The organism is Brevibacillus sp. FSL K6-6036 (genome assembly GCF_037964015.1).
Taxonomy (GTDB): domain Bacteria; phylum Bacillota; class Bacilli; order Brevibacillales; family Brevibacillaceae; genus Brevibacillus; species Brevibacillus borstelensis.
On sequence record NZ_CP150173.1, the window covers coordinates 4,052,012 to 4,075,782 of the forward strand.

Below are 23,771 nucleotides of genomic sequence, written 5' to 3' on the forward strand. Positions count from 1 at the left end.
ATCTCGTCTGACCGCTTCCTACTGCTATTTAAACCATTGATCTATTCATCGCTGTCAACAGGAGCAGCCAAAGGCTGCAAGCCCATGCTCTCCAGCTTTTCATAAACACTTTTCAACTTGGGATTTCCCTCGCCGACAATTTCCCCGGAAATTACGACAAGCGGATACCACAAATCTTCCTCCAGTATGCGCTTCGCCCAGCTTTTGTCTTCTTCTGTCTCCGGCTGTTGAAAGTCGCTATACGTGATGCGGACATTGTCGTTCCCGTACTTGCGGCCAACCGCTGCCTGCAGCCATTCAGCCGTTTCCTTGGCTGAAGGCAAATTGACGCAGCTTGCACACAACTGCTCTGTACCGTACACCTTTATCTCCACACTCACGCTTTCCGCCCCCTCCACATTTTCTCCATCTTATCACTTGGAGAGCGCTTGTTCCAGATCCTCCATCAAATCCTGTACATCCTCGATTCCGACAGAGATGCGGACCAGGCCATCGGTAATTCCGAGCTCGGCGCGGCGTTCTGCCGGGATCGAGGCGTGCGTCATCCGTGCCGGAACACTGATCAAGCTTTCGACAGCACCCAGAGACTCGGCGAGCGTAAAATATTTCACTCGGGACAGCACTTCATCTGCACGAGCCGCACTTCCCACGTCAAAGGAGATCATGCCGCCAAAGCCGCGACCTTGGCGTTTCGCCAGCTCATGCTGCGGATGGCTGGCCAATCCAGGATAAATCACCCGAGAAATATCGCTTCGTTTTTCCAGCCATTCGGCCAGTGTACGAGCATTTTGCTCGTGCTCTTCCATCCGGATGCCGAGCGTTTTCATGCCGCGCAGCAGAATCCAGGAGTCCTGAGGACCGAGAATGCCCCCAATCGCATTTTGCAGAAAATGAAGCTCTTCCCCGAGTTTCGCATCCTTGGTTACGACCAGACCGGCGACGACATCACTGTGGCCGCCAAGGTATTTGGTTGCGCTGTGATAGACGATGTCTGCTCCAAGGTCGAGCGGATTTTGCCAATACGGCGTCATGAACGTATTGTCGACGATCAACAGAATGCCATGCTTCTTCGCAACCTTCGACAGCGACTCAATATCGCTTACCTTCAGGAGCGGGTTGGTCGGCGTCTCCATGATGATCGCCTTTGTTTCCGGGCGAATGGCTGCTTCTACAGCAGCTCCGTCACTCGTATCCGCATAGGTGGCTTCCAGGCCCAAACGCGAGAACACGCGGGTAATGACGCGGTATGTTCCCCCGTACACATCGTCCCCGACTACCACGTGATCGCCTTTGTTGAACATGGAGAGTATCGTGGAAAGCGCCGCCATGCCGGAGCCAAACGCCAGTCCACGCGCACCGCCCTCCAGCTCGGCGATATACGTTTCCAGGGCATGCCGGGTCGGGTTCCCCGTCCGGGAATATTCAAAGCCTTTGTGCTGGCCGATCGCTTCCTGCTTGTATGTGCTCACTTGATAAATCGGGACGGAAACTGCTCCTGTGTGTGGATCTCCCTCGATTCCTCCGTGAATCAGGCGCGTTTTGATGCGCATCTTATATGCCCCCTTGATAGATTTTTTTACTCAGATAGCGTTCGCTTCCATCCGCGAACAAGGTAACGATATTCGTCCCCGGCTTGGCGATTTGCGCTTCCCGCAGTGCCGCTGCCATGGCCGCACCTGCAGAGCTGCCGACCAGAATCCCTTCTTTCGCAGCGAGCTCCTTCACCAGTTTGAAGGCCTCCACATCCAGGATGGTATGGATCGCGTCGAAATAGCCGGTATCCATAAACGGCGGCAAAAACTCCATGCCGATGCCTTCCGTCTTGTGCGGACCGGGCTCGCCGCCGTTCAGGATGGACCCTTCCGGCTCGACAATCACGGTTTTGACCTGCGGATTCTTCTCTTTCAAGTACCGGGCTGCCCCCATAAACGTACCGCCGGAGCCTGCTCCCGCTACAAACACATCCACATTCCCTTCCATTTGTTCCCAAATTTCCGGTCCCGTTGTTTTGTAGTGTGCGTCCGGATTGGCCGGATTGGCGAATTGTTGCGGGACGAACGAGCCCGGGATGCTTGCGGCCAGCTCTTGCGCTTTCGCGATGGCACCCTTGATGCCCAGCTCGGTCGGCGTATTGACGACCTCTGCGCCAAGTGCGCGCATCAGCTCTTGCTTTTCCTCGGAAAATTTTTCCGGAACGCAAAAGATCACGCGGTATTCAGTCCCGACGGCCGCCAGAGCCAGGCCAATCCCCGTATTTCCCGCAGTCGGTTCGATAATCGTGCCGCCCGGCTGAAGCTGGCCGCTTTCCTCAGCAGCACGAATCAGCTCGACACCCAGCCTGTCCTTGACGCTTCCGCCAGGGTTGAAATACTCCAGCTTGGCAAACAAGCGGACGCCCTGCGGGAGCGAAAACTTCGTCAATTCGACAATCGGCGTATTTCCGATCAGTTCTTTAATATTTCCATATACGTTCACGGCACCAGACCCCTCATCGTATTTGTTTCGTTTCCGTTTTATTATAACATGAGGCCATAACAAAAAGTCCACGCGCGGAGCGCAAGCCGCCCAATTTATACAAAGTGCAGCGGCCGGGGAACCGGTCATGGATTTCTTTTGACACGAGGATTATAATAGAGGTAGGAATGAAAGGAGTGAGTACCCATGGATAACATGTTCGACCAAGTAGAAGAAGTCCTCGATAAATTGCGTCCTTATCTTCAACGCGACGGCGGCGACGTGCAACTCGTCGATGTGGAAGATGGCATTGTCAAGCTTCGTCTGATGGGAGCTTGCGGTAGCTGCCCTTCTTCGACCATCACCCTGAAAGCAGGGATTGAGCGCGCACTGTTGGAAGAGATTCCAGGCGTGAAGGAAGTACAACAAGTATTCTAAGCTGAAAAAGCCCTTTCCGGTCAGTCGATCGGCGAGGGCTTTTTTGCATGTGCGAAGCTTTTCGTCTCCGCCTCGCTATTCCAGGCGTGCCGCAAAAAATCGATCACATGGTCTATATACGCTTCCGGATCATGCGGATAGCTCCGCACATGCCCCGTTCCCGGTACGAGCCAGAGACGGGAAGCTTCGTGAGTCACAAGCCGATACAATTGCTCGCTGTTGGAGCACGGCACAGTCGCATCTTTCGTTCCGTGGATGAACAAAATCGGCTTATCCGCCTGTCTCACAGCTTCATACGGCCTGACGTGCCTGGGGTTGGCCCGAAGCATGAGCGGGCTTAGCGTCAAAATCAGCCAGTTGAACGGAAAGCGGGGCAGGCCTGTCCACTGCGGCAAATTTTCCTCGAGATACTCCTGCAGGGAGTAGAAAGGCGAATCAGCAATGATCGTCTCTACCCGCTCGTCCAGTCCTCCCACCATCAGGGAGGTGGCTGCCCCCATGGAAAAGCCGACCAGGCCGATTTTTTGTTCGGGCCGCGTCGCTTTGACAAAGTCAATCGCTCCCAGCAAATCCTGCTGCTCCCGAAGACCGATCGTCGTCAATGCCGGCGAGGATTCCCCGCTGTTGCGAAAGTCAAACAGGAGCACATTGTAGCCTTTCGAGACCAGGTCGGCGGCAAGCGACAAGGCGGGAAGATGAGGCTCCAGGCGATTTTGTCCATAGCCATGAGAAAAAATCAGCGTCCTGTCGCTTTTCTCAAACCCGTTTCCTTCTGCCGGAATATACCAGCCGCGAATCGTTATCCCGCTCTCTCTGCTCGGAAAGGAGACGGACTCATAGGCCTGCAGCGAATACTCCTCCGGTCTGCTTTCCACCGGCTTTCGGCGGGGATGAGTCAGCTTCCAGGTAACACGCAGGGCTACCGCTGCTGCAGCCGCGATTGCTGCCACTGCGATCACGACTGCGATCATCATGATGTTCATACTGGTGTAACAGGCTCCTTTCCCTCCAAAACTGCCCGGATATTGACCGCGGCCAGCTTTGCCATCTCCATGCGTGTCTGATATGTAGCACTGCCAATATGGGGCAGGGCGACCACATTGGGCAGTGTGAGCAGCGGATGATCCAACGGAACCGGCTCCTTCTGGAATACATCCAATCCGGCGGCCCAGATTTTTTTCTCTGCCAGTGCCTTGTAAAGCGCCTCTTCGTCAACTGTACCGCCCCTGGACACGTTGACGAATACCGACGTCGGCTTCATCAGGGAAAACTCCCGCTCCCCGATCATTTTCGCCGTATCCGGAGTCAGCGGCGTCAGCATGACGACGTAGTCCGCCTGTTTCAAGAGATCATCCAGCTCGCGATACTGGGCACCGACCGCTTGCTCTGCTTCCGGCTTCCGGTGGCGGTTGCAGTACAAAATACTCATGCCAAAGCCCTTGGCTCGTCTGGCTACAGCCTCCCCGATCCGCCCCATGCCGACAATCCCCAGCGTCGCATTAAATACATTTTGCCCCGCCAGCAATGTCGGGCTCCACGACGTCCACTGACCCGCCAACAAAAAGCGGTTTGCTTCCGTGATTCGTCTGGCTGCCGCCATCAACAGGGCAAAGGTCAAATCGGCGGTTGCCTCGGTCAGCACATCAGGCGTGTTGGTTACCTGGATGCCGCGCTTTTTCGCTGCCGTAACATCGATATTGTCGTATCCTACCGCCATATTGGCCACAACCTTTAACCGTTTGGCCCGGGACAGCAGTTCCTCATCGACCCGGTCAGTCAGCATGGCAAGAAGTCCGTCAGCCCGCTCCGCTTTTTCGAGCAAAATCTCCCGCGGGCAGGGACGGTCCTCCTCCCATACGTCGACCGTAGCTATCTCTTTTACATACGCGATTGCTTCATTCGCTACTTGCCTCGTCACGAACACGATCGGTTTCTTCATCTTCTGGCCTCCACAACCAATCAATTTGCGGAATCGAAACGCCGTACCGCCGGTGAATGAACACCGGGTATGCTAGCAGCGCCTCTTCCATTTTTATCAGTTCCTCATCCAGCTGCTCCTGCCATCCTCTGCCGTCGACTTCCTGCTTCTCTTCGGGGGACAGCTCCCGGTAGGCTTCCACCACTTTGAGAAATCTCCCCGGATACAGCATCAAACCGTAAATGACGGCGTACTCGCTTTCCAAAAGGGGCGTCACGCTGTTGTACCCGTCGAGAAAGCTCGCGATCCGCTCTTCTTCCCATCCGCTGCGCTTGACCTCGGCCTTGATCCACTGCCCGATGTCGCGCGAGCGCATGTCCAAGACCCAGTTCCACTCTCCTGTCAGATGGGCGCCTCTTTCCTCGTCCCAGAGAATGAAGTCCTGTTCAAAATTCTGGTACGCCACTTTCCCGCAGGCAGATGTTTCCTTGACCACTTTGTCGTAATCGGCGTGGTACAAATATTGGACCGCTGTCTCTCCGAGCTGATGAACATAGGTGTAGCTGGTCAAGAGGTACTCGTCAAAAGCAGTGATCTCCACATCAACTTCGTCCATATCATCGCGATATCCTTCGTACTGGCGCAGCTTTTTCCGCCACATCGCAGGCCAGGTACCAAGCGAGCTGTAGGGCAAAAACAGCTTATCCCCTTTGAGCGATCCCGTCCCCTGATGGAAGTGGGCGAGTGCCTGCCCGCACTGGAATGCTTGATTTTCCGGAACCGTTTCCCTAAGTCCCCGGTACACATACAAAATCTGGTCGTCGTGGACGACGTGCTGCTGGCCTTTGACCGTCTTGATCAGCGCAAGAGGCTTCAGCACTTTTTGCCCGCTGAGATGTTTTCTTACCTTTTCAATGAACTTGTTTTTGTATTTGTAAACAGCTGGAGCTTCATAGAGATAGAACAATCCCTGGTCTGTCTTCAACCGCGCAGCGTTTCCGCTTCGACTGTAGTTGACGAGAGACAGTCCGTATGCCTCCTGCAAAATCGTATGATACTCCATCAGAACAACCCTCCCTGCACACCTTCTCATGAAGCAAGGTATGTCAGAACACCGGGATAGGTGCCTACTTCCTTGTAAATACTACCTTCGTGCCACGAATAAGCGTGCGAGGAGGTCCGGTTGATGAAAGAATACAGTCCGCTCAACAGCATGACCTGCTATGAAGTCACGCTGGAGCTGTTGAAGCAGCGAGGAGTACAGGTGGATGATATCGCAGAAATCGTGTTGTTCCTGCAAAAGGACTACTTCCCTCATCTGACCTTGGAAGCTTGCAGAGAAAGCGTAGCCGCCGTCCTGAGAAAACGCGAGGTGCAAAATGCGCTGATGACCGGGATTCAATTGGACATGCTTGCGGAAAAAAAGCAGCTTCTTTCCCCGCTTCAAGAAATTATCGAAACTGATGAATCCCTCTACGGCATCGACGAGGTGATGGCGCTGGCCATCGTCAATCTGTACGGCAGCATCGGATTTACCAACTACGGCTATGTAGACAAACTGAAGTACGGGAAACTGAAGCAGTTAAACGACAAAAGCTTTGGTGTCCATACCTTTTTAGACGATCTGGTAGGCGCAGTCGCAGCGGCAGCCTCCAGCCGCATTGCCCATCGGCAAAAACAGGAGGAAGAGTCCTGTCTATGAGGCTGCGACTCTGCGAATGATCTACGAGGAGATGCGGCGAAGCCACTCCGACAAATCGGCTGCCGAATGCGTGGGACGATTGGGATGGTTCTGCGCATCCTCTGCACTGGAAAAACCGGTCAGGACGTGAAGCGTATCGATCCCGCTTCCGGCCCCTGCATCGATGTCGGTAAAGAGGTTGTCACCGACGATCAGGGTCTCCTCCGCTGCTGTTCCCAGCTTTTCCAGGGCAAGGCGGACAATGATCGGCTCCGGTTTCCCAATCACAATCGGCTCCTTTCCGGAAGCGACGGAAACAGCGGCTACCAGTGAACCGTTCCCGGGAAACAGTCCATTTTCCGAAGGCAGGGCCGCATCTCTATTCGTTGCAATAAACGTAGCCCCGTCGCGGATAGCACGTGCGGCGACTGTCAGTTTTTCATAGGTAAAGGCCCGGTCAATTCCGACGATGACGTAATGCGGCTTTTCCTCTGTCAAGACGAAGCCCTGACGCGTCAACTCCGTTCGCAAGCCTTCCTCGCCGATGACGCAGACCGGCGTGCCCGGTGAGGCATGTTCTGCCAGAAAATGAGCCGTTGCCATGGCAGAGGTATACACATCATCTGCCGCTGCGGCAATTCCCATGGCCTGCAGACGCGAAGCTACATGCTCCGATGTGGCAGCCGAGTTGTTGGTCAGAAAAAGGTACGGCACTTTCGCCTTACGCAGATGCAAAATGAATTCTGCTGCACCGGGTATGACTTCCTTGCCCCGGTAAATGGTTCCGTCAAGATCAAGCAAGTAGCCTCGGTATGTCTTCACAAAATATCCTCCTCTATGCAAGAAAATCCACCCGAAACCGAGTGGATGATTGTCGTTGTTGTTTTCCGAGATTATGCTTTGTTCGCTTCGCGAATCTCAAACACGCATTTCTCCCCGCCTTTGGCCATGCAGGTGGTCTGTTCGACATCTGCCTTCAAAACCCGGCGGAACAAAGAGAGCTCACAGCTGCAAGCCTGGTTGAATTCACGGGCTACCTGTGAAATGGGGCAGTTGAACTCGCGGATGCGATAATGCCCTTCCTCATCCGCCTTTTCCCATTCTACCATGTATCCTTTTTCGTTTTGCAGCTCAGCCAGCTTGGCCACTCTCTCTTCCAGGCTCCCCTGGACGTGGTTGCGATACGCCTCCTCCAGTCGGTTTTCACGACGGCGGAACAGCATTTCTACTTTTCCATTTCCATCTATATCCTGCAAATCGCGCAAGAAATCCAAGGTAAGATGGGAATAATTGCGCGGAAACAGCTCATCAGCCTCTTGCGACAGGGAATACACATTCGTCGGGCGTCCCATAGCCTGCCGAACCAACGTCGACTTGATCAGGTTATCCCGCTCTAGGGTGTTCAGGTGGCGCCGTACGGCCATCTCCGTAATCCCCAGATCTACGGCCATGTCACTGACAGAAAGCGACCCCTTCACCTTTAGCATACTCAAAATCTGGTCGCGGGTAGATGTGTTTTCGGTACTCATTGTATCACCGCCCTTTCCTCCATTGTACCGAACTTAGCCACTTTAGTAAACAAAAGAAATCGTTTTGTATATAAAATCCACGAGCGCCCTTAAAACAGCTCTTTTTCCAAATAGGCCCGGACTGCCGGCTCAAATTGCCGCAGCACAGGCAAACCATTTGCGGCCAGTGGAATCATCGCTTCGTGTGGAATCTTTGCGTATTCATTGACCAAAAACTTGCGGAATTCGACTATCTCAGTCAAAACGCGCGCCTGCTCGTCACTGATGACCTGCTCGTCCCGCAGAATCTCTACAATATCCGCATAGCTCCCCGGATCACGCATAATAAATCCGTCAATCAGCGCATTGCCGACGTCCAGGATCGCTTCAATGGACAGATGCAGGGCTCTTTCCATCGCTGCAACCGCCACCCTGTCTTCAAGCAAAGCATCTTGCCTGCGAGATGCCAATGTTTCCAGGAGCGCGAGCATTTGCGACATATACCCCAATACCTCATCGATCCGCTTTGTATTTACGTCGTACATGACAATCCCCCTCATGCGATACTGCCTCTCTTCCGATATTTGCGCAAAGCCAACCCGGGTAAACTGGGAATAACTAGTGAGGAAGAGGCATCATTTTCTGCGAATGGTTATTTGTTCCGTTTTTTGCGCTTTGCGTACCATATCGTAATGACAAAAGTAAGGAGTAAAACAACCAGAACCAATTCCCCTTCCTGCAAGTAGGAATTGCTCATTCGACTCACCTCTTTTCATCCAACAGTATACCAAAATTGTACGTGCTGTCACGAAAACCTGTGGTTTTTTGTGTTACAATGAGTTTTGAGTTTTTTGCGGCACAAGGAGGAGCTTGAAACAGTGGAACGCGAACTGGCATTGGAAGTCGTACGTGTAACGGAAATGGCAGCCCTGGCATCTTCCCATTGGTTGGGACGCGGCAAGAAAAACGAAGCGGACGGAGCCGCTACCAACGCCATGCGGACGATGTTTGACACCATCAATATGCGGGGAACGGTCGTCATCGGCGAAGGCGAGCTGGATGAGGCCCCGATGCTGTACATCGGCGAAAAGCTGGGCCATGCCGAATCAACGGGCCCGGAGGTAGACGTGGCGGTAGACCCGCTGGAGGGTACGACCATCGTCGCCAAAGGCCACAACAACGCGATGTCGGTCGTTGCGATCGGAGACAGAGGCACGCTTCTGCACGCGCCGGACATGTACATGATGAAAATGGCCGTAGGCAAAAGAGCCGCAGGCAAAATTCATCTCAACGACCCTGTAGAAAAGATGATCGAAGTCGTCGCTCAGGCAAACGGCAAACGAATCCAGGATGTTACCGTCATCATCCAGGAGCGGGAGCGGCATCAGGAAATCATCAACGCTGTAAGGGAAAAAGGGGCTCGCGTCAAGCTGTTTGGCGACGGCGATGTCGGTGCGGCTATCGCAGCCTGCATGCCGCAAACGGGTATCGATCTCTTCCTCGGGATCGGCGGTGCTCCGGAGGGCGTTATCAGCGCGGCTGCGATCAAATGCCTGGATGGGGATATGCAAGCACAGCTACGGCCTCAAAACGAGGCCGAACGCCAGCGATGCATCAAAATGGGGCTCAAGGACCCCGAGCAGCTGCTTACCCTGAGCGATCTCGTCAAGGGGGACGACGCGATCTTCGCTGCGACGGGCGTTTCGGACGGCGAGCTCTTGAAGGGCGTCCGCTACCTGGGTGATGACCTGGTAGAAACCGATTCGATCGTAATGCGTGCCAAAACGAAAACCATCCGGTTCGTTCGGGCATTGCACAATCTCACCCAAAAACAATATCTTATCGGGAGGTAGAGGGAAGAACATGTCCAACGATTTGTTTTATCTATACGACGAGTCAGAGGAAACGAAGACCCGGTTCGTCAGCTTTATGGCTGAGTCGACCCGCTTCGATCTGGCCATCATGACGACGAATCGCTTTTACGGAAAAAAGCTGGTCATAAACATACAAAACGGCCGCTCCGCCATCATCGGCAGCGATGACCTGGAGGAAGAGGGCTACTTGGAGTTCGCCTTTAATTTGAATGAAACAGAGGCAGCAGAATTGAAGGCGTTTCTGGAACAGATCATCTACACAGCAGGGGCGGGCGACAGCGACTAAAGACCCTTTGCGAAAAGAAACACAAGAAAACGGTCAATGATCCAAAAGAGCATGCAAAAAAAAGCATGTTCTTTTTATTTGCACTAAATATTTTAAATATTATTATTTTTCCCGTTTATACTGACATCAACATCTGTTTATGTTACTTTTGCTTTAATCCATTCCACGTGGATATGTGTTCACCTTAAACAAACAGTTCTACAGGGGGTTTACGCCATGAAAAGGTTGGGCCTGTTGCCCAAGGTTATTATCGCAATTATTTTGGGGATTCTGATCGGCTCCATTTCACCGGAGGCAGTCATTAAGGCATTGGCTACATACAGCGGGCTTTTTGGCAATTTTCTTGGTTTTGCCATCCCGTTGATCATCATTGGTTTCATCGCGCCGGGTATTGGCGAGCTCGGCAAAGGAGCCGGGAAGCTCCTCGGATTGACGACCGCTGTCGCGTACGGTTCCACCATTATTGCCGGCACAATCGCCTATCTTGTAAGTTCCGGGCTGTTCCCCAACATTCTGGAGGTTGGAGGATTGACCAAAACGTTTGCCAATCCGGAAGAAGCGCTTGTCCAGCCTTACTTTTCCGTGGATATGCCTCCGATCATGGGCGTTATGACCGCACTTTTGCTGGCATTTACCCTTGGCTTGGGCGCTTCCGTGATCAAGGGAGACTCGCTCCAGCGGGTCATGGTTGACTTGAGGGAGATCGTGGAGAAAATGATCTCTTCGGTGATCATTCCGCTTCTGCCTTACCACATCTTGTCCGTTTTTGCGAACCTCACTTATGGCGGGCAGGTCAGTATGATCCTGTCTGTATTCGCCAAGGTGTTTGTGATTATTATCGCGATGCATTTGCTTTACCTGGTCATCCAGTACATTGTAGCCGGACAGTTCGGACGGAAAAATCCGTTTGTTCTTTTGAAAAACATGATGCCGGCTTACTTTACCGCGATCGGGACACAGTCTTCTGCAGCCACCATCCCGGTAACCCTGCGTCAAACAAAGGAAAACAAAGTCACGGATAAAATTGCCGACTTCGTAATCCCGCTGTGTGCGACCATTCACCTGTCGGGCAGCACCATTACCCTGGTTTCCTGTTCTATGGCAGTCATGATGCTGAACGGCATGTCCACATCTTTCTCAGTCATGTTTCCGTTTATTCTCATGCTCGGTATCACGATGGTTGCCGCCCCGGGCGTTCCCGGCGGTGCGGTCATGGCAGCGCTCGGTCTCCTGGAATCGATGCTCGGCTTCAGCACCACGCTCACGTCCTTGATGATAGCCCTGTACATCGCTCAGGACAGCTTCGGTACAGCCTGCAACGTGACAGGAGACGGCGCAATTGCAGTCATTACAGACGGATTGAGCAAGTCCAAAGCAGCGTAAAGCTGGCTGGATGAGCTATTTCAGAACGATTGAAAAAACGCAAAAAAAGAAACTGCACCCATTTGTCAGCGATTGCGAACATATGGGGTGCAGTTTTTCTATGAATGAACGTTTTCTGTGGCTGCATTTTACTTCGGGCTTTCGTCGTAGGTGACAAACTCTCCTACCGGCTTGCGATAGCCCCTCGGTCTCTGGCTGGAAGTATCCTCTTTTCCGAGTGCAATCAGCATGACCGGCACGTAGCGTTCGGGAATGTCGAGAGCCTCTCGGAGCGCCTCGGGGTTAAAACCGATCATCGGGCAGGTATCCCAGCCTTTTTCCTTGGCGACCAGCATCAATTGCATGGCAGACAAGCTGGCATTGCGGATGGCCTCTTCTCTCGCGAATACCTCTCCGCGATCCAGATAAAACTGAACAGTTTCCCTGACCATTTGGTCATACTCCTGTTGGTTGTATACGCCGAGATGCAGAAGTCCTTCATAAATCCGCCCCGCCTGCTCATAAGCCAGCGTATCTCCCAGAACGACAATTGCCGCTGATGCGGTTTGAACCTTGTACTGCCGGTAAGCGGCCTCATAGACCTTTTCCTTCAAATGCGGGTCCGTTACCACAATGTAATGGGCATGCTGCAGGTTGAATGCGGAAGGAGCATACTTTACAAGAGCAAAAATGTCATCCAGTTCTCCTTTTGAAATCTCCTGCCCTTTTATAAATTTGCTGGCAGAGCGTCGTTCCTTTATAACCGAAACCAGGTCTTTCATCGTTCTCTCTCCTCTGCTTTTTCCCCGAAGACGAACTATGTACGAAATGTAATCAGCACTACTGACTATGTCCCTGGGATTTTGAATGCGTTTTTAAGTTACCAAAAGTAAGTATATATAATTATGGTAGATAAGTAAAGCAGTTTCCGTATCTACTCCCTTTTATTTACGAAGATGGAAACATTTTTCCGACTTTTTCGTCTTATTCTATACAGACCGGTAAAGGAGGAATCTCTCTTGCCAATGTGGGCCTTTTTGCTGTATCTTTTTGCAGGATTCATGGTTTTCGGGATTGTTTATGAGCTGACAATAAACAAGAAGCGGAGAAGCGAACGTCTGTCGGAGAGCGTAAAACATGAGGGACCCGCAAATATCGTTTACAAGGAACAGTTTTTAGACGAGCAGCGAAATCACATCCACGATAGATTCCCTTAACATTCGATACTTATTGATCCCCAGTCCTTTCGGCACTGGGGTTTTTTCCGCCCATTTCTGTCGGACAATGCTCCGACAGGGCGAATACCCCGTATACTGCTACTGGAAAACAGATAGAAACCTTGAGAGGAGTGTCATTCGCACCATGCAACCGTATTACCAGCAGCCAATTGATCCTTCGACCGGTTATCCTTCTGCCGGTTATCCTTCTGCCGGCTATCCCTCTGCCGGTTATCCCTCCCACAATTATCAAGCGTATCTGGAGGAGTATGCTTATCCTGTTCAATGGAGAAGACGCAGGAGACCTCGAATAGACTTTGTTTTTCCGTTTGTCTTTCCGTTTCATTTTGGATTCCGCCAGCCCTTCTATCCATACTATCCTCCGTTTCCTTCCCCCTACCCGTACTATTATCCGTATGGCTACTGGCCGGTTTCCGGAGTGGAAGAATCTCAATGACATAGAAACAAAAAAGCGGTCTGAAATAACTGATGGAAAACGTAAAAAAGGCATCTGCCCTTTTCAGGAGGCAGTGCCTTTTTCTTCTTTTTCACGCATTATTCTTTTTTAGGCTGGCCCTGCCCGGTTGGGACTTTGTCCCGCTCCCGATTTGGGCGGCCTTGACTTTGCTTTTGGCGATCCTTTCCACCGTCTCGTGCGTTCTTATCCGATCTGTATTTAGGCTTGTCTCCCCGTTCTTTGCGCTCTCCCGCTCCCTGCCCCTGATTGCGGTCATTTCGCTCTGCGCGGTGCTGCCTGGGATGAACGCGCTTGCGCTCTTTGCGCTCTACAAAGATCTCATCGTCCACTTGACTTTCCCTCGCGGTATCCCCGCTGAGGTCATCGCGATCATCTGCTTGCTGATCAGATGTATATGGAGTAGCTTTCACCTTTTTCAGGACAAAATAGGGACAGCCGAAATTACAAAACTCATGCAAATACTCGTCCAGAGCGGAAATTCGCTGCTCAAACGGCACTTTCCGGTTGGTGCTTTCGTAAAAACCACGTAAGCGGAGCTGGCCGTAACCCCAATCGCCCACAATATAATCGTACTTGTCAAGAATGTCGCTGTAGCGCTCTTTAAACGCTTCCGAATTCCAACCGTCGCGATTGTCTTCCATGACCTCATAAGTGCCTGCTTGGGTGCGAATCAAGGCCGCTTCCTCCTTACCAATGCATACTACGTCCATCTTACCACATTTTTTGCAGAGAGAGATAAAATTCCCACGAAAACGAGACCAGCTCCGAGGACACCCTAGCTGTAGGGGGTGGAACCATTGAATAAAAAAACTTGGTTGCTTCAAGCAGTTGCAGGTATTGCTCTGTTGACTTCCGCATGTGCGAACAACGCTGCGCCTGACGCCAATCGTCCTAACGGCACTACGGTCAATCAAGCCGCTCCGCGTCTTTTCAATGCTGACAAAGCGGGTGTCTACAACAATGCACCCGGGTTGCCGGACAATGCCAGAACAAACTTTCCGTATACTAACGCCAACCGTCCTGCTGGTATTGCCGGGACCGGGTTCGGCACGGCCGGAACCGGAAACGGTACTGCCGGAACCGGGTTCGGGGCTGCCGGAACCGGAACTGGATTCGGTACCATGAACGGGACCGCCGGGACAACCCGAGGCACTGTCTTTGGGGATACAGGCTACAACGGCGGCATCAACAGCTACAACGCCTTTACGGACAATGGCATGCGCCCTCTGAATCGCGCCGGTACCAACAACCAGTCGATTTACCGTACCAATCAAGGTGCTGGTACAATGGCGACCAACACGATGCCGCACATGGGTTATGCCCAGGCACATCGCGCTGACATGCAAGCTGCCGGTGTTGGCGGTGCGAATGGCACAGGCTTTGGCGGTGGTGCCAATAACGTCTTCGTGGATCGCGATGCACTGGCCCGTGCAGTGGGCAATGTGACTGTCAGCTGCCCTGGGGTAGATCGTTCCACCGTCCTGGTGACAGACGAAGAAGTATTCGTCGGTCTCAATACGCAAGGCCCGGATGGACGGACAGCAAAGGATCAGGCGAGAATGAACGCGATGTCGGTTTCTCCTCGTTACTACAAAGTGTACGTAACGGACAACCAACAAGACATTGACGAGATTTCCCGAATTGCGAGCCGCACTTCCAACGGCCCGGTTACGAGGGCTGAAGACACTCGTCAAATCGACGCCTTGATCAAGCGGATGGGCGGAACAGTGGACGGCGAAGAAATGCGCACAAAAGGGTCAACGATGACGACCGAAAACAATCGTACCAACAAAGCAAAACAAGGTATGGGAACCTCCTCCCGATAAATGCGTAAAACCCCTATGCTCGCATAGGGGTTCTTTTATCATTGCGCTTGTGCAATTGTCGCTTTGGCTGCATTCGCCTGTTCATGAGCATGGTAGGAGCTGCGTACCAGCGGCCCTGCTTCCACATGGGAAAATCCGCGACGCATGCCCTCCTCTTTCAAGCGGACGAACTCGTCAGGGTGGTAGTACTTTTCAACAGAAAGGTGCTTTTTGGTCGGCTGCAGGTATTGACCGATCGTCATGATGTTGACATCGACGCTGCGCAGGTCATCCATCGTCTCTATGATTTCTTCGAACGTTTCGCCTACACCGATCATCAGGCTGGACTTGGTCGGAATGTCAGGCTGAAATTCCTTTGCCTTTTTCAAAAGCTCCAGCGTACGGTCGTACTTCGCCCGGGCTCTGACTCGGTCGGACATGCGGCGAACTGCCTCAATGTTGTGGTTCAGGACGTCCGGACGGGCATCCATCACTACCTTGAGCGCATCCCAGTTCCCCATAAAATCAGGGATCAGCACTTCTACGGTAGCAAGTGGCAAGCGCCGGCGAATAGCGCGAATCGTTTCTGCAAAAACAGCTGCTCCTCCGTCTGCCAGGTCGTCACGGGCAACAGAAGTTACGACGACATGCTTCAAGCCCATTTGCTCCGAGGCCTCCGCAACGCGTTCCGGTTCTGCCAGATCAAGCTCAGTGGGCAGCCCCGTTTTTACCGCACAGAATCGACAAGCACGCGTACATATATCGCCCAAAATCATAAAAGTGGCGGTTCGATTGGCCCAGCACTCGTGGATGTTGGGGCATTTCGCCTCTTCACATACTGTATGTAGCGTCTGACTGCGCATCGTTTGCTTTAATTCTCTGAAGTTGGCCAGTTCTTTTCCTGATACAAGGTTGATCTTGAGCCACTCCGGCTTGCGTTGCGACATTAGGGCTCACTCCTCATTGGACTTGGGTCTCTCCATTCATTATAGAGTTTGCTCTGGAATGGGGCAACACCTGTATAATTATCCGTTTATCAGCATCCTCTTTTAGCCGGTCCCTCCAACCGATATACTAAGAAGAACCAATACTGACAACAATGGGGAGGGAGCAACCATGGAACGTGTCATCGAGGTGCGCGGACACATTATCCGCGATAACATTCTCAAGCAAATCGACGCTTCTGTCGTACAGTACAACGGGCGTTACCGCGTTTTGGAATTATCCGTAGGCGATCAGGTAGACGACGAATCAGTCGCCAAGATCGCTCTTAACCTGCCGGAAGACAAGCTCGAGCTGATTTTAAACGAGCTGATCAACCTCGGCTGTACGATTCCTACCGGGGAAGAGGCTCCAACGATCAAACTGGCGGAAAAGGACAAGGTGGTGCCTGACGATTTTTACTCTACCACCAATCATGCCACCGAAGTGTTTCTGAACGGCAAATGGGTCCGGGCCAAGCATCAGCGGATGGATGCCTGTCTTGTGGTCAAGGGCGAAGAGGTTCACTGCGTCAAGCTGCGCGATATTAAAAAGGACGATCATGTCATTTGCGGCAGCAACGGAGTTCGTCTCGTCCTGCAACCGACAGAGGAACGCTCCTCCGAATTTTCTTTCATGAACAATGAAGTAAGCTCGGAGCGCCGTGTCGAAGTCATCGTCAAGCAGTTGGCAGAAGAAATGCGGGACATTCGCAAACGCAACGGTCGCATTGTGTTCGTCGCCGGTCCCGTCGTCATTCACACTGGCGGGCAGGAAGCTTTTCAGAACATGATTCGCAAAGGCTATGTAAATGCACTGCTCTCGGGGAATGCACTCGCCGTGCACGATATTGAAAGAGCGCTGTTCGGGACGTCCCTCGGCGTCAACCTGGACACCGGATCAGTGGTCCGCGGCGGGCACAAAAACCACATGCGGGCGATCAATGCGATCAATCGTTCCGGCTCCATCGCGGAAGCGGTAGCGGATCAAACCTTGAAAAGCGGAATCATGTACGAGTGTGTCAAACACCAGGTGCCCTTCGTGCTGGCCGGTTCCATCCGCGATGACGGTCCGCTTCCGGACACCTTGATGGACCTGATCGAAGCGCAGGCCCGATACGCGGATCAGGTCGCCGACGCGGAAATGGTCGTCATGCTGTCTACGATGCTGCATGCGATCGGAACAGGCAATATGATGCCGAGCTGGATCAAAACCGTCTGTGTGGATATCAACCCTGCCGTTGTCACCAAGCTGATGGACCGCGGTTCCGCCCAAACCGTCGGCGTCGTAACCGATGTCGGCTTGTTCCTGACGATGCTGGACAAGGAATTAAACTGAAGTAAAAAAATGTAATACATGTAAAAGCCTCCAGAAAGGACCTTTTCCTGTCTGGAGGCTTTTTGTATCTTTCCTATATTTGCGTCTCGCTGCTGGCCGTTTCCCTCAAGGAATGCAGGCAGTGGCGGTCTGATCCCTGCAGAAGCGGCTGCAACAGCTTGCTCTCCCGATCTGTGCAGGTAAACAAAAAAATCTGATATTCCTCAGCCAGCCGCATGACCGTATGGAGGGCTCGCTCCAGCCTTTCCGGATCGTAATGGACAAAATGGTCGTCCAAAAACAGGGGCAGCGGCTCCGTCTGTTGGCTGACATGCCTGTGAAGCGCCAGTCGCTGGGCAAAGTAAAGCTGGTCCTGCGTTCCCGAAGAGCAGCAATCATGCTCGACAATTCGCTGGTGCGGCTTGTCCCAGACCTTTATGCCAAATTTCTCCTGGGGGTCCAGCCTGACATCCTCATATTTGCCTCCGGTCATTTGGGCCATGATGTCGGAGGCAATCCGATTGACCGCGGGTGACAGCTCTTTGTTCCATTCGTGTAAAGTCTGCTGCAGCGTATCCCTGGCGAGAGTGAGCGCTTCCCGGTTCAATTGCAGTTGGCGCAGCCCCTCGACCGCCTCCTCGTAATCCCCGCGTACTTTTGCCAGTGAGACTTCATCCTGCTGGCCCAGCTCTCCCGATGCCCTGGCGATGCGCTCCCGAATTGCGAGGAGCTCCCGATCCAGCTCTTTGGCCTCGCGCTCAAGGGTTGTCCGTTCCTGCTCGCGTACTGCCTTTTCTTGTTCCAGCAGTGCCCGCAAAGCTTCTCCCCACTCTTTTATCAGGCGGGCTCTCTCCTCCTGGCGTTTCCACTCTTGCGCTGCCAGACTCGCTTGTCTGTCTTGCACGCGGTTTTTCCGCTCCTCCCTCATGATCAGGAAGGCATCCCAGTCAGCGGCATTCCACTTTTGCAAAAGCTGCTGCAGCTCCTGGTCGCAGCGGGCAGCCTTGTCCTGCCAGGCTTGCCATTCGTGCTCGTTGCCGGCGGAACGATTTTCTCTCTGCCTTGTCTGTCCCCGATTCGCGGCTGCAGCCGCAAGGGCACATGCAGCTGAGATTCCTGCAGCGATCCAGCCGACCGGAGCGTTGCCCGCAAGCAGAAATAATGCGGCGACGACCAGGCTCGCCAGACAGCTTGTCCACCACAGACGGACTTTTCCGGTCCGCTTCTCTTTCCCCCGGCCCACACGGCTCGGAGCGGTCCTAAGCGCCGCTTCAGCCAACCGGTCGGCTTGCTCCTTGTACTCGTCTCGCTCCTTCCGCAATTCCAATGCCTGCCGGTAAGCCGCTTCCAGCTTTTCCAAAGCATCGCTTTCAGGTACGTCCGCATTTCCTTTGTCTTGTTCAGCTTCACCCCAATCCCCCTGGGCAGCCAAAACTGACTGAACCTGGCGATGCAGCGCACGCTCTTCTTCTGTGCGGGCTGTCGCTTCCCACTGCGGCCAGCCTTCCTCATCAGGCTCCCTGTAGCTGTCCTGCCATCTCCTTTGCCAAGCCTGCTCCTCCTTTTGCAGGACGAGAAGCCGCTGCCGCATCCGCTCCCGGGTCCGCTCCATTTCCTGCTTTGCCTTCTCCCAGTGGGCGATCTGCTGCGTCAATGTTTGAACGGCTGCCCAGCCGGCTTCCGCTTCGGCCAGCTCCTGTTCTCTTTGCGCGACCAGCGCTCCTGCCTTGCCAAGCAGCGTATTTTCCGCCCGTTCCTTTTTTCCGATCAGCGTCAATTCCTTGTCCAGGGCTGCCAGCATTCTGTTTACCGCCGGATCAGCTTCGCTCGTGCCAAACAGCGAAGGCAGGAGGTATTCCGAAGCTTCCAGCGGACTTCTCCTGATCCAGGTCAGGTCAGTAAACAAGCTGCGTGTCAAGCCGAGATGGAGCTCAAGAAAGTTTCGTTCTTTGCGCCGGTCTTCCTGATACAGGTTCGTTACCTCTGTCCAGTCGGGGTCGAGAAAAACCTGAGCCTGTTCCCTTTCCTTTTCCAGACGGCGGTGAAGCCGATAGCGCCTGCCGTCTACCTCGTAGAGAACGCTAAGCTCGTAGCTGCCCGAATGCCACGGGAAGTATTTGTCGTACTCGGGCAAATACCGGGCGGAACGAACATAATCCCGCTTCAGCCCGTACAGCGAAGCAAATATCGCCTGAAGCAGCGTAGATTTTCCCGCTTCGTTGGGAGCGGCAAATACATTCAGTCCCGGGGCGAAGCGAAAATCGGCTCCGCGCCATTTGCCAAAGCCTTTGATCGATAGCTCGTGAATCTTCATCCGATCATTCCTCCGATCCGCTCCAGCGCTATTTTCATGGCCATGCGAGCCACTGCCTGGCGCTGTTCATCGGAAGACGCGGCCGCAGCCGCTTCCTCTTCGGCGAGACGCTGCAGCCAGCGTCCCCAGATGCCGCCCTCGGCGATCAGCTTGCCCGCATCCAGGTCCGGTCTCGTCCGGTCTGCGATGCGGATGGCAAAAAAGCGGGAAAAGCGCTTTTCGAGCACATCTGTAGCTGGCGTAAAATGTACGGGCCTGTTCCCTGTCAAGGTGATGTCCAAAATTTGCCCGTCCTGCACATCGGCCAGCCCGCTTTCCAGTATGTCGGCGACTTGATCGACCGTTTCCGCCCCTTGTATATCGATCTCCCGTCTCACGATCATTCGCGTTTGGACCGGGAGCTCCTCAAGCAATAGCTCGCCCGCTTCATTCAGTTCGCCGTACAGGACGTGACGGGGCCCGCTTTCTTTGACAGACAAGCCTTCGGGAGAACCCGGGTATGCGGCAAACGTCCGTCTATGTACCGGATGAGCGAAGCGCGCAGGCTTGTGGATATGTCCGAGCGCAATGTAATCCATTCCCGTTTCTGCGAGCTGCTCTATGGTTACCGGTGCGTACGGATGATGCTCCTCGCCTCCCCCGTTGACCACACTGGCGTGCAAAACCATCAGATGGTGCCGGTAGCCAGGCAGCTTTCCGGGGAATTCCGCCAACGGCGACTCGTACACATGCGGCTGGGGAAAGCCCCATCCGTAGACGACGCAAGACTTTTCGGGAAATTCGAAAGCCCCCCACTCCGGCGTAAACCAGTACACGTTTCCCGGCCACTCCAACGACTGGTAAAAGGAATCGGCCCGCCACGGGTCGTGATTCCCCGGAGCGATACAGACCGGTGTAGGAGCCACGCTGGCAAACAGATCACGCAAAAAAATCGCCGTGGTTCTTCTCCCGCCATGCAGCTCCATGAGGTCACCGGCGATCAGCCAAACATCTGCCCGCTTTTCCAACACGAGATCCCGAACCGTCCGCATCGTCCGCCGAAAGTCGTCCTGCCTCAGCTCATAAGAAACGGACATGGCACGGATCGGCGCGTCCAGGTGGACGTCAGCTATATGAATAAACGACAACATGAAAACTCACTCCTTGGCATGACAGACTGCTGGAGGAAATGGTACACTTTGGTCAGCAGATTCCCCTGTCTCATACACGAACATATTTTCCCTTTTATGATACAGGAAAAGAGTACCGGATAAAAGGAGCGATTGCTGTGCGTATTGCCTATTTGGACTGTTTTTCGGGAATTAGCGGCGACATGCTGCTCGCTGCACTGGTCGATGCGGGTGCGAACCGCGAAACGATTGAACGTGAACTGCGCAAGCTGCCGCTGGGGAATTTCCGCATGGAGTGGAAGACGGTGGTGAAAAAAGGGGTCAGCTCGCTAAAGCTGGATGTGATCGATGAAGAGCTGGAGAAGCTCAAAGCGCTGAAAACATTGCCGGTGCTAAACATCGGACATCATCACGATCACAGCCATGATCACGGACATCACCACCACGAGCACGATCACAGCCATGATCACGGACATCATCATCACCGCAGGTACAAAGAAATTTCTGCGATGATCGACGAGGCTGACTTCTCACCGCGTGTGACCACCCGAGCGCAAGCGATCTTCGAGAAAATCGCCATTGCCGAAGCCAAAATTCACAATGTGCCGGTAGATACGGTTCATTTTCATGAAGTAGGGGCGCTGGATTCAATCGTCGACGTCGTCGGCATCGCCCTGGCTTTGGAAGACCTGGACATTGATCAGTTGTACAGCGGCCCTGTTCCGACCGGAAACGGCTACGTCCGCTGTGACCATGGCCTGTACCCGGTCCCTGCACCCGCGACGATGGAAATGCTGAAAGGAATTCCGCTTCGCCAAACAGACATACAAAAAGAGCTGACTACTCCGACCGGAGCAGGGGTTGCGGCCGCCTTGGTCAAGCAGTTCGGGCCGCTTCCGGCGATGACCGTGGACGCCATCGGCTACGGGGCAGGGACCCGCGATCTTCCCGATCAGCCTAACGTACTGCGGGTGCTGGTCGGCACTATGTGATCTCATTTAAGTCCGAGACATCCGGAAGCAAAAAAGCCTTGTCCGCAAAATCAGGACAAGGCTTTTTCATGTCTGCTGCCACTGCTCTGCATGAGGCAGGCCCACGGATGCACAAGCTTCCGATCAAGCCTCGCGGAGCAGGCGCAGGAATTCACGCATGAATCCCGGAAGGTCAGGCCATGCGTGGGCTGACACGAGGTTATTGTGAACGTGCAGAGGTTCCGTGCGATAAATGGCTCCGCACGCTTCTACATCTGGGCGGCATGCCTGGTAGGCAGTCATCTCGCGGTCGCGAACGTGCTCGCCTACGAGCGCCAGCACCTGCGAACCGTGACAAATGGCGGCCACAGGCTTGTTTGCCTCAAAAAAGTGAGTCAGGATCGGTTTCAAATGCTCGTTCAGCCGGATATATTCAGGGGCACGGCCCCCCGGAATGATCAGGCCGTCGTATTCCTCCGGATTTACATCCGCAAAAGCCACATGCGAGGCCAGTTGATAAGCAGGCTTTTCCGTATAGGTTTCACTGTGGGCTTCGAAATCGTGGCAGACCGTGTGCAGCGTCTTTTTGGCAGGCGAAGCGATGACGGCCTCCAGCCCCTCCTCCAGGCAGCGATAATAGGGGTAAAAGATCTCCAAAGCTTCCACCGCGTCACCGGTTACAATCAGCACCTTTTTGCTCATAGTACAGCCTCCCCGCTGGATTTTTGAGGAAAAAACCTCTCTCTACCCATTTCTTCACGGACCGTTGAACTCCTGCTGGCAGCATCACGCGTCAGCGTACTTTCATCGCAAGGGCAAGCGAAAGCGCCTCTTGATGCACCTGCTTCACCGGGATGCCGGCTTCTTTCGCCAATTGAGCACAAACGGCATACTCCGGTGAACACTGTACCTGTTTTCCGCGGTGCAGCCCGATTTTTACGGGAACCTCGCCCCATTGTGTTTTCACGGTTGCGAACTGTCTTGCCAGCCGATGGCAGGCCACGGGGAAATACCTGATACCGAAGGTGGTTGTCTCCTGAAACAAGACAGATTTAAGCTCTTCCAGTCTGCTCTGGTAGCACAAGACCTGCACCAATACGCCCGGCCTGCTTTTTTTCATCGTAACCGGAAGAAAGTGGACATCGTTGGCTCCCGCCTCAAGCAAACGCTCCATGGCGTGGGCCATCCATTCCGGACTGCTGTCGTCCAGATTGGCCTGCAGGAGGAACATCCCTTCGTCAATATGTTCAACGCCGTGATCGCGGTATTCATGGACCACGGGAATGCCCGTCCGTGATTCTCCACAGCCGGCAGGGTCGTTCATATCGGCAAAGAAGACAGCCACTCCATCTCCGGCCTCCACGCGCTTTATCTTGCCGCTGATCGTCCCGATCGGTTTTGCCCCGGTCTCCTGCAGCCACAGCAGCACAAGCGGAGAAAACTGTTCTGGCGGAATGTGCGGGTCCTCATGTACGTTCCATCCATCCAGCAAGGGCAGAGCGGCTACCGGCAATCTGGCCGGAATCACCAAAGGCTGAACGAGGATTTGCACATTTTTTCTGCACGCTTCCGGCTCTATCATGGTCCATAGCTGTCGCAACGCCTCCGTTTCCTTTTGCCATACGTCGGGTGGGCATGTGGTGCGAAAGTTCTCGGCACGCTGCAAAAAAGCCTCGAAATGCGTCTTATGCGGCTGGACCGCCTGATTTTGATTTGCAGCTCCCGGACGGACCTTCTGGTTTGCAACTCCCAGCCGGGCCTCCTGATTTTCTGCTTCCGCCCGAACCCGTCCTGCAAGTCCGCTGCACGCTGCACCTTCCACCTGCTCCAGAGAATCAATCCCGGCCTTCTCCCACAACCGCAGCAGCGGACCACGCAATTTGTGGAAAAACAGCGGCTGATCGCCTCTTATCATCATCGTCTGCATCCAGTTTCCTCCGTTCTGTCTTCTGATACGATCATACACCAAAACCCGGGGTTGGCCCATTCTGGCTCCCGGGACTGGCAAAAACTATCTCGGATAATCACAGTGTGCTGGCAGAACCTACAAAGGAGAAT

Annotated in this window: 25 protein-coding genes; 9 read left to right on the forward strand and 16 right to left on the reverse strand. The window is 53.7% G+C overall.

Annotated elements, in window-relative coordinates; translation table 11 throughout:
• Positions 1 to 41: 41 nt before the first annotated feature.
• Genes NST37_RS20125 through cysK form a run of 3 tightly spaced genes read right to left on the reverse strand, consistent with a single transcriptional unit; the run spans position 42 to position 2,475 of the window.
• Complete coding sequence (locus NST37_RS20125; RefSeq protein WP_003389717.1) at positions 42 to 380, reverse strand: YuzD family protein; 339 nt, start codon at positions 378 to 380, stop codon at positions 42 to 44.
• Positions 381 to 413: 33 nt separating this feature from the next.
• Positions 414 to 1,550 carry a bifunctional cystathionine gamma-lyase/homocysteine desulfhydrase gene (locus NST37_RS20130; RefSeq protein WP_024983091.1) on the reverse strand — a complete coding sequence of 379 codons (1,137 nt, stop codon included), beginning with the start codon at positions 1,548 to 1,550 and terminating at the stop codon, positions 414 to 416.
• A gap of 1 nt (position 1,551) precedes the next feature.
• Complete coding sequence (cysK, locus tag NST37_RS20135) at positions 1,552 to 2,475, reverse strand: cysteine synthase A (RefSeq protein WP_003389719.1); 924 nt, start codon at positions 2,473 to 2,475, stop codon at positions 1,552 to 1,554.
• Positions 2,476 to 2,670: 195 nt separating this feature from the next.
• On the opposite strand from cysK, the gene NST37_RS20140 reads away from it, so the two are divergent.
• Complete coding sequence (locus NST37_RS20140) at positions 2,671 to 2,892, forward strand: NifU family protein (RefSeq protein WP_003389720.1); 222 nt, start codon at positions 2,671 to 2,673, stop codon at positions 2,890 to 2,892.
• Between the two features lie 20 nt (positions 2,893 to 2,912).
• On the opposite strand, the gene NST37_RS20145 is transcribed toward NST37_RS20140, so the two are convergent.
• The 3 genes from NST37_RS20145 to NST37_RS20155 are packed head-to-tail and all read right to left on the reverse strand — an operon-like array spanning position 2,913 to position 5,873.
• A complete protein-coding gene (locus NST37_RS20145; protein ID WP_024983089.1) occupies positions 2,913 to 3,875 on the reverse strand; it encodes an alpha/beta fold hydrolase in 963 nt (320 codons plus the stop codon).
• A complete protein-coding gene (locus NST37_RS20150; RefSeq protein WP_031932715.1) occupies positions 3,872 to 4,831 on the reverse strand; it encodes a D-glycerate dehydrogenase in 960 nt (319 codons plus the stop codon). Before NST37_RS20150 ends, NST37_RS20145 begins: the two co-directional genes overlap by 4 nt.
• Positions 4,788 to 5,873, reverse strand: a complete 1,086-nt coding sequence (locus NST37_RS20155) for a hypothetical protein (protein WP_339185697.1) — start codon at positions 5,871 to 5,873, stop codon at positions 4,788 to 4,790. Before NST37_RS20155 ends, NST37_RS20150 begins: the two co-directional genes overlap by 44 nt.
• A 123-nt stretch (positions 5,874 to 5,996) precedes the next feature.
• Here NST37_RS20155 and NST37_RS20160 point away from each other — a divergent pair, with 123 nt between their 5' ends.
• Entirely contained in the window at positions 5,997 to 6,512 is a 516-nt protein-coding gene (locus tag NST37_RS20160; protein WP_003389724.1) for a phosphatidylglycerophosphatase A, read from the forward strand.
• Positions 6,513 to 6,533: 21 nt separating this feature from the next.
• On the opposite strand, the gene NST37_RS20165 is transcribed toward NST37_RS20160, so the two are convergent.
• The 3 genes from NST37_RS20165 to NST37_RS20175 all read right to left on the reverse strand — a co-directional run bounded on the left by NST37_RS20165 (position 6,534) and on the right by NST37_RS20175 (position 8,544).
• A complete protein-coding gene (locus NST37_RS20165; RefSeq protein ID WP_003389725.1) occupies positions 6,534 to 7,313 on the reverse strand; it encodes a TIGR01457 family HAD-type hydrolase in 780 nt (259 codons plus the stop codon).
• Positions 7,314 to 7,384: 71 nt separating this feature from the next.
• Positions 7,385 to 8,020, reverse strand: coding sequence for a metalloregulator ArsR/SmtB family transcription factor (locus NST37_RS20170; RefSeq protein ID WP_003389726.1), 636 nt, complete (start codon positions 8,018 to 8,020; stop codon positions 7,385 to 7,387).
• Between the two features lie 89 nt (positions 8,021 to 8,109).
• Positions 8,110 to 8,544: a HepT-like ribonuclease domain-containing protein gene (locus tag NST37_RS20175; protein ID WP_243013796.1), complete on the reverse strand. Its 435-nt coding sequence runs from the start codon at positions 8,542 to 8,544 to the stop codon at positions 8,110 to 8,112.
• A 333-nt stretch (positions 8,545 to 8,877) separates the two neighbouring features.
• On the opposite strand from NST37_RS20175, the gene glpX reads away from it, so the two are divergent.
• The 3 genes from glpX (at position 8,878) to NST37_RS20190 (ending at position 11,542) form a co-directional block, all read left to right on the forward strand.
• Entirely contained in the window at positions 8,878 to 9,852 is a 975-nt protein-coding gene (gene glpX, locus NST37_RS20180) for a class II fructose-bisphosphatase (protein ID WP_003389729.1), read from the forward strand.
• A 10-nt stretch (positions 9,853 to 9,862) separates the two neighbouring features.
• A complete protein-coding gene (locus tag NST37_RS20185; protein ID WP_003389730.1) occupies positions 9,863 to 10,159 on the forward strand; it encodes a DUF3055 domain-containing protein in 297 nt (98 codons plus the stop codon).
• A gap of 216 nt (positions 10,160 to 10,375) precedes the next feature.
• Positions 10,376 to 11,542, forward strand: coding sequence for a dicarboxylate/amino acid:cation symporter (locus NST37_RS20190; protein ID WP_003389731.1), 1,167 nt, complete (start codon positions 10,376 to 10,378; stop codon positions 11,540 to 11,542).
• Between the two features lie 128 nt (positions 11,543 to 11,670).
• Here NST37_RS20190 and NST37_RS20195 read toward each other — a convergent pair whose 3' ends face one another.
• Positions 11,671 to 12,303: a nitroreductase family protein gene (locus tag NST37_RS20195; protein WP_024983084.1), complete on the reverse strand. Its 633-nt coding sequence runs from the start codon at positions 12,301 to 12,303 to the stop codon at positions 11,671 to 11,673.
• Positions 12,304 to 12,883: 580 nt separating this feature from the next.
• On the opposite strand from NST37_RS20195, the gene NST37_RS20200 reads away from it, so the two are divergent.
• Positions 12,884 to 13,195: a hypothetical protein gene (locus tag NST37_RS20200; RefSeq protein WP_122958458.1), complete on the forward strand. Its 312-nt coding sequence runs from the start codon at positions 12,884 to 12,886 to the stop codon at positions 13,193 to 13,195.
• Positions 13,196 to 13,293: 98 nt separating this feature from the next.
• Here NST37_RS20200 and NST37_RS20205 read toward each other — a convergent pair whose 3' ends face one another.
• A complete protein-coding gene (locus NST37_RS20205; RefSeq protein WP_031932719.1) occupies positions 13,294 to 13,926 on the reverse strand; it encodes a YutD family protein in 633 nt (210 codons plus the stop codon).
• 78 nt (positions 13,927 to 14,004) lie between these two features.
• Here NST37_RS20205 and NST37_RS20210 point away from each other — a divergent pair, with 78 nt between their 5' ends.
• Positions 14,005 to 15,042 carry a YhcN/YlaJ family sporulation lipoprotein gene (locus NST37_RS20210; protein WP_024983081.1) on the forward strand — a complete coding sequence of 346 codons (1,038 nt, stop codon included), beginning with the start codon at positions 14,005 to 14,007 and terminating at the stop codon, positions 15,040 to 15,042.
• Between the two features lie 38 nt (positions 15,043 to 15,080).
• Here NST37_RS20210 and lipA read toward each other — a convergent pair whose 3' ends face one another.
• Entirely contained in the window at positions 15,081 to 15,968 is an 888-nt protein-coding gene (lipA, locus tag NST37_RS20215) for a lipoyl synthase (RefSeq protein WP_031932720.1), read from the reverse strand.
• Positions 15,969 to 16,137: 169 nt separating this feature from the next.
• Between lipA and NST37_RS20220 the strand changes: the two genes are divergently transcribed.
• Positions 16,138 to 17,340: a TIGR00300 family protein gene (locus NST37_RS20220; protein ID WP_024983079.1), complete on the forward strand. Its 1,203-nt coding sequence runs from the start codon at positions 16,138 to 16,140 to the stop codon at positions 17,338 to 17,340.
• A gap of 73 nt (positions 17,341 to 17,413) precedes the next feature.
• On the opposite strand, the gene NST37_RS20225 is transcribed toward NST37_RS20220, so the two are convergent.
• Positions 17,414 to 19,633 carry an AAA family ATPase gene (locus tag NST37_RS20225; RefSeq protein ID WP_031932721.1) on the reverse strand — a complete coding sequence of 740 codons (2,220 nt, stop codon included), beginning with the start codon at positions 19,631 to 19,633 and terminating at the stop codon, positions 17,414 to 17,416.
• Positions 19,630 to 20,763, reverse strand: coding sequence for a DNA repair exonuclease (locus tag NST37_RS20230; protein WP_122958456.1), 1,134 nt, complete (start codon positions 20,761 to 20,763; stop codon positions 19,630 to 19,632). The genes NST37_RS20225 and NST37_RS20230 overlap by 4 nt, the downstream gene beginning before the upstream one ends.
• Positions 20,764 to 20,900: 137 nt before the next feature.
• Here NST37_RS20230 and NST37_RS20235 point away from each other — a divergent pair, with 137 nt between their 5' ends.
• Positions 20,901 to 21,734 (forward strand): LarC family nickel insertion protein, encoded by an 834-nt coding sequence (locus NST37_RS20235; protein WP_339185702.1) that lies wholly within the window; start codon positions 20,901 to 20,903, stop codon positions 21,732 to 21,734.
• Positions 21,735 to 21,857: 123 nt separating this feature from the next.
• Here NST37_RS20235 and NST37_RS20240 read toward each other — a convergent pair whose 3' ends face one another.
• Together NST37_RS20240 and larC are read right to left on the reverse strand one after the other, a co-directional pair.
• A complete protein-coding gene (locus NST37_RS20240) occupies positions 21,858 to 22,415 on the reverse strand; it encodes a DJ-1/PfpI family protein (RefSeq protein WP_003392322.1) in 558 nt (185 codons plus the stop codon).
• Positions 22,416 to 22,506: 91 nt separating this feature from the next.
• Complete coding sequence (gene larC, locus NST37_RS20245) at positions 22,507 to 23,640, reverse strand: nickel insertion protein (RefSeq protein WP_339185703.1); 1,134 nt, start codon at positions 23,638 to 23,640, stop codon at positions 22,507 to 22,509.
• Positions 23,641 to 23,771 lie beyond the last annotated feature (131 nt).

Bases quoted from the DNA above. Each gene is read 5' to 3' on its own strand.
- NST37_RS20150 (WP_031932715.1), bottom strand. From the start codon at position 4,831: ATGAAGAAACCGATCGTGTTCGTGACGAGGCAAGTAGCGAATGAAGCA.
- larC (WP_339185703.1), bottom strand. From the start codon at position 23,640: ATGCAGACGATGATGATAAGAGGCGATCAGCCGCTGTTTTTCCACAAA.
- lipA (WP_031932720.1), bottom strand. From the start codon at position 15,968: ATGTCGCAACGCAAGCCGGAGTGGCTCAAGATCAACCTTGTATCAGGA.
- NST37_RS20185 (WP_003389730.1), top strand. From the start codon at position 9,863: ATGTCCAACGATTTGTTTTATCTATACGACGAGTCAGAGGAAACGAAG.
- NST37_RS20175 (WP_243013796.1), bottom strand. From the start codon at position 8,544: ATGTACGACGTAAATACAAAGCGGATCGATGAGGTATTGGGGTATATG.
- NST37_RS20230 (WP_122958456.1), bottom strand. From the start codon at position 20,763: ATGTTGTCGTTTATTCATATAGCTGACGTCCACCTGGACGCGCCGATC.
- NST37_RS20205 (WP_031932719.1), bottom strand. From the start codon at position 13,926: ATGGACGTAGTATGCATTGGTAAGGAGGAAGCGGCCTTGATTCGCACC.
- NST37_RS20220 (WP_024983079.1), top strand. From the start codon at position 16,138: ATGGAACGTGTCATCGAGGTGCGCGGACACATTATCCGCGATAACATT.
- NST37_RS20195 (WP_024983084.1), bottom strand. From the start codon at position 12,303: ATGAAAGACCTGGTTTCGGTTATAAAGGAACGACGCTCTGCCAGCAAA.
- NST37_RS20145 (WP_024983089.1), bottom strand. From the start codon at position 3,875: ATGAACATCATGATGATCGCAGTCGTGATCGCAGTGGCAGCAATCGCG.
- NST37_RS20190 (WP_003389731.1), top strand. From the start codon at position 10,376: ATGAAAAGGTTGGGCCTGTTGCCCAAGGTTATTATCGCAATTATTTTG.
- NST37_RS20130 (WP_024983091.1), bottom strand. From the start codon at position 1,550: ATGCGCATCAAAACGCGCCTGATTCACGGAGGAATCGAGGGAGATCCA.
- NST37_RS20170 (WP_003389726.1), bottom strand. From the start codon at position 8,020: ATGAGTACCGAAAACACATCTACCCGCGACCAGATTTTGAGTATGCTA.
- NST37_RS20225 (WP_031932721.1), bottom strand. From the start codon at position 19,633: ATGAAGATTCACGAGCTATCGATCAAAGGCTTTGGCAAATGGCGCGGA.
- NST37_RS20155 (WP_339185697.1), bottom strand. From the start codon at position 5,873: ATGGAGTATCATACGATTTTGCAGGAGGCATACGGACTGTCTCTCGTC.
- NST37_RS20140 (WP_003389720.1), top strand. From the start codon at position 2,671: ATGTTCGACCAAGTAGAAGAAGTCCTCGATAAATTGCGTCCTTATCTT.
- NST37_RS20240 (WP_003392322.1), bottom strand. From the start codon at position 22,415: ATGAGCAAAAAGGTGCTGATTGTAACCGGTGACGCGGTGGAAGCTTTG.
- NST37_RS20200 (WP_122958458.1), top strand. From the start codon at position 12,884: ATGCAACCGTATTACCAGCAGCCAATTGATCCTTCGACCGGTTATCCT.
- NST37_RS20160 (WP_003389724.1), top strand. From the start codon at position 5,997: ATGAAAGAATACAGTCCGCTCAACAGCATGACCTGCTATGAAGTCACG.